This is a genomic window from Psychrobacillus sp. (genome assembly GCF_056205495.1).
The window spans coordinates 1-8,404 of record NZ_JBAEAP010000617.1; the positions used below are offsets into that span (position 1 = coordinate 1).

The window sequence follows — 8,404 nt, forward strand, 5'->3', positions numbered from 1 at the left end:
CTTGCAAGGTGCTTCAAGGAATATGGCAATAGCGCACCCTACAAGCTCGGCATGTAGCTGAACAATTGGATTATATAATTCATAGTGTCTTACCCCTCTATTTTTTTACAATAATAGCATAACTCAAAGCAGAACAATAACAGCTGCCCTATTTCTATAGTTGACTGTAAAGAAAAATTTTTGTTTATCGAAAGACTAATTAAAATAAAAAAACGAACTTGGATTTGCTATTCCAAGCTCGTTGCCTTTTTATAAATATATAAACTATCTATTTCCTATTTCCTGTTTTCATAGAAGAACAAGAACGCTTTCCAATTGGTTACGTACGTGTCTTATCGTTCCTCCCAGTGGAGTCGGAGCCTGCCGCTACAATCAGCACAAATAAAAAGTTCTTATTTGGACCCTGCCACTTTTGTAATCGATGTCATTCAAATGAATTTATTGCCTAACTAAAAAATACTAAAACGTGAAACCTTCACCAAGATTTCACGTCCTTATTTATACATATTTTAAGCAAAAGCTAATGATTCTTTTGCTAGATCATCATTCATAATCATTTCTTTTAAACGTTGTTTTGCTCGGAACAAGCGTGATTTAACTGTACCGATGGAAACCTTCATAACCTCAGCAATTTCGTTAAGAGAAAATTGATGCACATAGAAGTACATGATTGTCTTTTGGTAAATTGCATCTAGTTCAGAGATTTTGTTTCGAACAATCCCACAAACGTCTTCTTTCTCCAATTGCTCCTCTACAGATAAAACATCTGAAGCAATGAGGTCCAGCAATGAAATATCTAGCTGCTCAGGTTGATTTGCAACGTATTTACTGCGTCTTACTTGTTTACGGTAACGGTCGCGGAATGTATTCATACAAATAGTTGTTAACCATGCTTTAACGTGGTCTACTTCCTTCATATAAGACTCGTACCTTACAACTTTCATCCATACCTCTTGCATTAAATCCTCTGCTTCTACAGGGTTTTTAGTCAGTTTCAGACATAGGTAGTATATGTAACGGTTATATTCTTCATATATATTCTCAATTGTAATTTGCATTTTTAATATCCTCCGGTTGGCTTTTCTTATAACTATATAATGCCAAATCCTAACCTTACCCTCCATCGGATTCTCTTTCAGAAAAATTACAAACATGTAAGAAACAAGAAAGGTATTATTTTAACTACTTTTCAAAGTAAGAAACATAATGGTTTTCCGCTCTGTGAAGCGTTTTTTGTAGTCAGCGTGATAAGTCATCAACCAACCTTCAATACAATACACATAAAAAAAACACAAGAGAATTTAATCCTCTTGTGCTTCTTTGGTATCTTCCTCTGAATCCTTCGTAATAGTTACTCGTACAATTCGATTGCGATCCATTTCGTTTATTTCTATATACAGGTTTTCAAAACGGAACTTTTCATTTTCTTCTGGTACATGACCGAGCTGTTCTAAAACGAGACCACCTATTGTATCATTTTCCGTTTCAATAGAAAGCTCGAACATTTCATTTAGGTCTTCAATTTCAAAACGTCCAGAGCATACCAGATGGTTTTGCGATTGTTCAAACAGAAGGATTTCTTCATCCTCATCCGTCTCATCCTCAATTTCTTGGCCAATCATTTCTTCTATTAAATCTTCATGCGTAACAATACCAAGTGTACCCCCGTATTCATCTAAAACGATGGCCATATGCTTCTTCTTGTTGAGCATCAACTTAAATACTTTTTCTACACTTAATGTTTGTACGACAAACAATGGCTCTTTATCCACTATTTCCTCTAGCGTAAGTGACGGTTCTATTGACCATTCTATTAGCATTCTTGAATAGAACATCCCAACAATTGTGTCTAAGCTCTCTTCATATATAGGATAGCGTGTATATGAGTGTTCTAAAATGATGTCTCTTACTTCCTCATAGGTAGCTTCGATTGGGATACCTACCACATCTGTTCTATGTGTACAGAGCACATCGGAGACATCCTTGTTTGGAAAGTCAAGAATTCCTCGGATTCTCTCCGATTCCTCTACCTCAAACGTACCATCACTTGATGCAAGATCCACCATGGAAAGCAACTCTTCCTTCGTAATCATTGTTTCTTTTACTGCCCCATTAGAGCCTATTCTGATGAGCATATTCGTAAACTCTGAAATCAAGATAGTAATAGGACGAAGAATTGCAACTAAAAACCTTATTAATGGTGCTACTATGTAAACAGTCGTTTCAGAGAATGTTGCTGCAATTGTTTTCGGCAATACCTCACAAAATAATATTATAAATGCTGCCACAACTACTACCGACCAACCAATATGCCAATTATAATGATCTGCTATTAATATAGCTAATAACGTCATAGACGTATTAGCAACCGTGTTACCAATAAGAATCGTTATGATCATTCGGTCCGGCTTCATAAGCTGGGCAAGTAATTTAACTGCAGCAACCTCCCCTTGCTCGGCTTTCAGCTGGACCTTTGTCCTATTTACTGTCATTAAGGCTGTTTCACTTCCGGAAAGGAAAAAGGAAGCTACGATAGAAACAGCTAAAAGTACAAATTCTATGTACAATTTAAAATCCTCCTATTTATTCACGTTCATATATTTTAATAATAAATATAGCATACCGTCATTCAAGTTGTCACAAAATTAACACAACTCCAAAAACTAAGTGTAACTTAACAAAGAAAAGGAATACTCTATCATTATACTCTATAATTATTTTTCCATGCCAATTAATGACCAAAAAATCCCTTTCTAAGTAATTTAAAATTACTAGTATAGAGAGGGATTAAAGGCTAAGGAGAATCACGCATATATAGTTGAACATAGATACACAAATGAAAGGCTTCCTATTCAAGTTACTTGTCTTTTGAATCGAAAAGTTAAAAAACCTAAAATTGCTAAAATTAAACCAAAAAGTAAATAGAGAGTTAAGCCTGTACTATATAACAATGCCGGGTTAAATGTTAAAGCAGCAAGTTCTCCAGTTATGATTTTATGAATATCTGTATATACAAAAGGATTAAATTCAGAAGCAAGAATGTTCATCCCAATGTAAGTGATCGCCCCTGACAAAACCATGGAAAGGCTCGCATTTTTGGTCAAAAGGGCAAATAAGAAATAGAGCGAGTACATAAAGAATGAAAAAACGATTAAGAATATGAAGACCTTCCAAAAATACTCTTGGAATTCTATAAAGTGAAATTGGTCTTCTCTAGGATTCAACGAGTTACCAAAAATACTTGTTGATTTTGTGCCTTCATATACAAGGATCGGATTTTTCAGACTACCTAGCCCATTGGTGAAGAGGCTACAAACTAATGGGATTGCTAACATAAGGAGAGAAAAGATTAGTAGATACACGTATCCACTAATATATTTCGCGAAAAATAGTTTCAATCTAGAATAAGGCAACACTCTATAGAAATTCAGGCCCCTCTTCTTTTTGGTTGTTTCGGATGCAATGCTATTCCCAAAAATAAAGCAACCAATCAATACAACCACAGGAATATAAAATAACTGAATAAGTTGAACTAAGAAGGAAAAGCCTTCTTGACCATACCTTTTGGTCATAGTTTGATACTGTTCCAAAGACGTCCCAGTAAAATCATCATAGATTGTCGCTAGAAGAGGCTGAGTTGTCGTATTTTGAACAAAAGGCTTACTGTCGATATCCTTCAGCAGCTTTAATTCCTCGTAAGTGGCTCTTAATGTAAAATAAGAGACCAATTGTTCCTCAATGCCGTATGTTGCGGCCTCTGGATCGTCCACAAATATCTGTAAACCTTCGATATCTTTTTCATGTAAGAATATCCAATCTTCTTGCTTATAGGCTTCTATCATTTTTTCATAGTTGGCAATGGACTCTAGATAACGACTAATAAATGAATCCATTTCTTCCGCTTTTTCGGTATCTCCTGCCTCGATGGCCTTCTCTTTTTCGGCTCTAGATTCATTTGCGAAATTTGTGAACATCTCAGGATAACTTTCTAGCCTGGTTATATTTCCTTCCTGAATCTCTTCAGCCACCGCATAGTTAAAGATATAAAGACCAACGGCAGCTAGAAAGGAGAGAAAAATCGAAACTAATGTCGTCTTCTTTTTAAGCACCTTTTTAGACTCAAATAAAAAACCTCTCATCTAAGTTCCTCTCCTTTTACTCATATATATAGCAACCAGGATTAAAATGATGGATACTCCTAATAAGAGACTTGCTCCAAAAAGTACCTTAGTTTTATCATTCAACACAGCGAGATCAATCATGCCGTATGTAAATGGGTTTACCTCATAGACAAAACCATTCACCAAGACGATGTAGTTCCCGATGTGCAAAAAGATGACAAGTAAATAACTTATGATTGTATTCCTTACTAAAAAACCCGTTAGAGTGATTAAGGCGACGGAAAAAATCATATAGACGAAACTATAGGAAATCGCTTCTCGGAGATAATTGCCGGATGTTAGGAAATTCCCTTCGGTTGTAGTCAATGGATAAGAAAAACCATTTTCCATATTATCAGTAAACAGATAAGGAAGTAAAAAAGAAGTCAAAAACACGATGGACATCCAACATACACCTAATACTAAAAAGCTAATGAACTTATTCATTAAATAATAGGGTCTCGACATGGGCAATACATAAACCATTTGTATGTTTTTCTCCTCAAACTCTCTTGTAATGGATGTTCCAAGAATCAGTAAGAGAACCAGAAATCCAAAAGGATTTAATAGGTGAGAAACTACATTTTTCATAAAGAGGGATGTCTGAATGGAAAGATTTAAATCCTCTTTTGGCAGTCCTTCCTTTAACAGCTCTTCATTGAGCGAAATAGTAGCCAACATGTCTGCCTTACTCTGTCTGAAGTCACCATTCATATCCTGATATGCGATTGCAGATTGATAGACTTTAATTTCTGTTTCCAGCTCTGCTTCCCATTTTTTGTCTTGTGTAGCTTGAATGAGTTCAGTTATTTCATCATATAAGTTTAAAGCCGCGTTTAATTTGTTCTCCGCGTCTGGATCTGTGGCTGTTTCTAGTTCCTTTCTGTTTCGCTCGATTTCCTGAAACACATTGCCTCTATGTTCGAAGAACTGCTGTACCTTAGTAGCGATGATCATATCTTGCTGAAGAACATTCCGGGTATATAATCCACAAATAAATAACACAGTTAAGAGAATGAAGATGGTGAATGCCTTTGCATGGAGTATTTTCTTGATCTCAAATAGGAATATTATCACATTGAGCTCCTCACAGTTTAAATAATTCTTCATATAGTTTTTCTGAACCCGTTATTTCCTTTTCGAAGTCGTAGATTTCTATTTGATGTTCCTGAAGAATGCTTATTACTGTGGATAGAGACTGTTCTTTTAACTCAAATTTGAGTTTGTCGTGTTGTTCGCTTACTAAAAAACCATTTTTACCAAGACAGGACTTCCCCTTTTGAGAATCCGACAAAGTGAGATAATAGGTAATGGATTCGTGGTCTGCCATATTGACTTGGAGTATTTTTTTGTCTTTTAAGAATAGGATTTGTTTAGTGACACGGTCTATTTCCGAAAGAATATGGGAGGAAAGAATAATAGTCGTACCCTTCTCTGCCAACTCTAGTAATATCTTTCGCATGAGAATGGCACTTGTCGGATCTAAGCCATTTAATGGCTCGTCCAGTAATAATAGCTTGGGCTTATTCACCAAAGCCATAGCTAACAATAGGTGCTGCTTCATACCAAGAGAGTAATTCCCCACTACCTTTTTTACATAATTGGTCATGCCCACATATTCCGTCACTTCATTTATTCGAGATTTACTTATTTTATTAACCTCGCATACGTATTTTAAGTGATCATAACCCGTTAAATATTCAAACAGAACAGAATTGTCTTGAAGATATGCCACCTCTTTGAACACTTTAAAATCTTTATTTGATTTACCGACCAATTCTATGCTTCCTGAATTAGCGGAAAGTATGTTAGTAATAACATTTAAGAAAGTAGTTTTTCCCACTCCATTCGGTCCAACCAAAGCCCAGATTCCTGGCGAATCGATGGTTAAACTAATATCATCTAGTACTTTTTGTTTCTTATAGCTTTTTGAAAGATTTTTAATCGCTAATGTAGGCAAGTTTTCAATCCTCCTCCATAAATTACATAATATTCCTTATTTTTAATCAATATAACATTATAAACTTTATTTTTCAATTCAAGGTGTGAAATACGTTTTGCACTATAGCACCTAGAACGTTCAGCTGGGGCCTGACTTAAACATTAATCTTTCATTTTCGCTAAACAAAAAAAGTCAAAGCCCTATTAAATAAGGGTTTTGACTTTTACGTTTTGTGCTGGCTAGAAATGATAATCATCTTCCGAAATAACCATTTCCTTCGGGTCATATGGTTCAATGTGGACAAATGTAACGGCCTCACTGTTAAGAGATTGTATATGTTGTTCAATTTTATTAGAAATATCATGCGATCGGCGAACGTTTAAGTTTGGGTTAACACTAATGGTTATATCAATTAGCATCATACCGCCATGCTGACGGCCTCGGATTTCGGTAATTTCACGTACTTGTGGCATTTTTTCTATATCTGCACGAATTTTAGCTAAAAATTTACTGTCAAATCCATCTGTTAATAAATATACAGCCTCTTTAAATATATCAATTGCAGTTTTAATAATTATAATACCGATGATAAAAGCTGTTATCGTATCAATAATAGGGAAACCAATTATTGCGGCTACAATCCCAACAGCTGTTCCGATACTTACAAAAGCATCTGACCTATTATCATAAGCAGCGGCCTTTACAGCTGTACTTTTAATTCTTTCAGCCAAATTATAGTTATATTTATAGACACCGTACATAATAACAGCACTGATTATTGCAACAAAGATGGTTAATATATCAGGAGATTCTTGAACTGGGTTAATCATATTTTCTACTGCTGAGATCAAAACCTCTATTCCTACATAAATCATAATAAACGAGGCAATTAACGAGGCAATCGTTTCAGCACGAAAATGACCGTAACGATGTTCATCATCTGGCGGCCTTTGAGAAATACGTAAGCCAATTAACACTGCCACAGAGGCAATGATATCTGTTGTATTATTAAGACCATCCGCCTTTAAGGCTTCTGAATTCCCTAGATACCCTGCTGTTAGTTTAAAAATACTTAGGACAATATAAGTCACTATAGATAAGTAAGCACCTTTTTCACCGGCGCGCAAGTTTGTGTAAAGCTCCAAAATGTTTCCCCTCCGCAACTTCCCTTAAAACACGAAAGAGGCTACCCATTGCCAACTGACAAATGGGTAACCTCTATACTGAGTTTTTTTATTATATCATTCATTTGATCTTAAAGAAAGATTTATACCGAACAGATTAGTAATTTAACTAGTCACTCTTCTAACTTTTATATCGCTTCTATATCAAAGTCTAATCGCTATTCTTCCACTTGTACGATGACATTAACTACCGAGGCATCATGGTCTTTGATACGTAGTGGTGCAGTGAAGGCAGAAATAAGTCTTTTGCCTATTAAAGGTTCAGGGTTAATGTCTTCGTAAATAAGCATGGTCGGTTCTTTGTACCTTTCATGGTCTAAGAAAGCATGGTGTACGAAATAGCCGTTCTCTTTTGCTTCTGTTAAATTTTCAATGCTTAGCGTATCAATAGCGACTGCTTTACAGTTCGGCAATTTTGTCCGAATATACTCGGCTGCTTCTGGTGAGACAGTCGGAAAGTTATTAGCATATGTTTCAAAGTCAGTACCGCGGTGTTTCCAGTTTCCTGTATTAAAAATAAGAATATCAGCAGTCTTAAGATCTTCATATTTTTCAAGTATTTCAATTGTTATAAAACCATTGGTGCCAACTGGACAATCAATTAATAGTGGATTTTCGTAAATGAAGTCTTCAATTGGAATAGCATCTATCCCCTTCCCATTATTTAAATGGTGATAAGGGGCATCCACATGGGTGCCAGCATGAAGGTACATGCTAAGAACGCTACCGTTCCAGTCATCCCCTTTTTCCAAACGTTCTCTTGGTTCTAATTTAACTTCTGGTAAACCTGGATAAACAGGCATTCCTTCATAGATTGGGTAACCAATTTCAACATATTTCTTCATTCCGATCCACTCCCTCTATAATTTTAATTAGCTTTGTTAAAGTTATTGGTTGATTTTGATTAACAATTCTTTTTTATAGTAATTGTACTAAACAATTGAACTTTCAAATGGCTATCAAGAACATAAATAGATGATGAAAATGGGGTTGGTGACAGTTTTTTTGCTTTGTTTATGCGAGTAAATTTATTAGTTCTTTATCGATGCATGAAAGCTATTCCCATTTATTGATTGGAGCGCCAGACGGCGACTCCTACGGGATGAGTGAGACAGATA

7 protein-coding genes are annotated in these 8,404 nt (G+C 35.6%); all 7 read right to left on the reverse strand.

Going from position 1 to position 8,404, the window contains the following annotated elements:
* Window positions 1–509: 509 nt before the first annotated feature.
* The 7 genes from AC06OU_RS17665 to AC06OU_RS17695 all read right to left on the reverse strand — a co-directional run bounded on the left by AC06OU_RS17665 (window position 510) and on the right by AC06OU_RS17695 (window position 8,131).
* A complete protein-coding gene (locus AC06OU_RS17665) occupies window positions 510–1,058 on the reverse strand; it encodes an RNA polymerase sigma factor (protein ID WP_475857523.1) in 549 nt (182 codons plus the stop codon).
* 243 nt (window positions 1,059–1,301) lie between these two features.
* Complete coding sequence (locus tag AC06OU_RS17670; protein WP_475857525.1) at window positions 1,302–2,567, reverse strand: hemolysin family protein; 1,266 nt, start codon at window positions 2,565–2,567, stop codon at window positions 1,302–1,304.
* A gap of 285 nt (window positions 2,568–2,852) precedes the next feature.
* Window positions 2,853–4,139 carry an ABC transporter permease gene (locus AC06OU_RS17675; protein WP_475857526.1) on the reverse strand — a complete coding sequence of 429 codons (1,287 nt, stop codon included), beginning with the start codon at window positions 4,137–4,139 and terminating at the stop codon, window positions 2,853–2,855.
* Window positions 4,140–5,237 (reverse strand): ABC transporter permease, encoded by a 1,098-nt coding sequence (locus AC06OU_RS17680; RefSeq protein ID WP_475857528.1) that lies wholly within the window; start codon window positions 5,235–5,237, stop codon window positions 4,140–4,142.
* Window positions 5,238–5,247: 10 nt separating this feature from the next.
* Window positions 5,248–6,120: an ABC transporter ATP-binding protein gene (locus AC06OU_RS17685; RefSeq protein WP_475857531.1), complete on the reverse strand. Its 873-nt coding sequence runs from the start codon at window positions 6,118–6,120 to the stop codon at window positions 5,248–5,250.
* 221 nt (window positions 6,121–6,341) lie between these two features.
* Window positions 6,342–7,247: a cation diffusion facilitator family transporter gene (locus tag AC06OU_RS17690; RefSeq protein WP_475857533.1), complete on the reverse strand. Its 906-nt coding sequence runs from the start codon at window positions 7,245–7,247 to the stop codon at window positions 6,342–6,344.
* Window positions 7,248–7,444: 197 nt separating this feature from the next.
* A complete protein-coding gene (locus AC06OU_RS17695; RefSeq protein WP_475857534.1) occupies window positions 7,445–8,131 on the reverse strand; it encodes a cyclase family protein in 687 nt (228 codons plus the stop codon).
* Window positions 8,132–8,404: the final 273 nt, after the last annotated feature.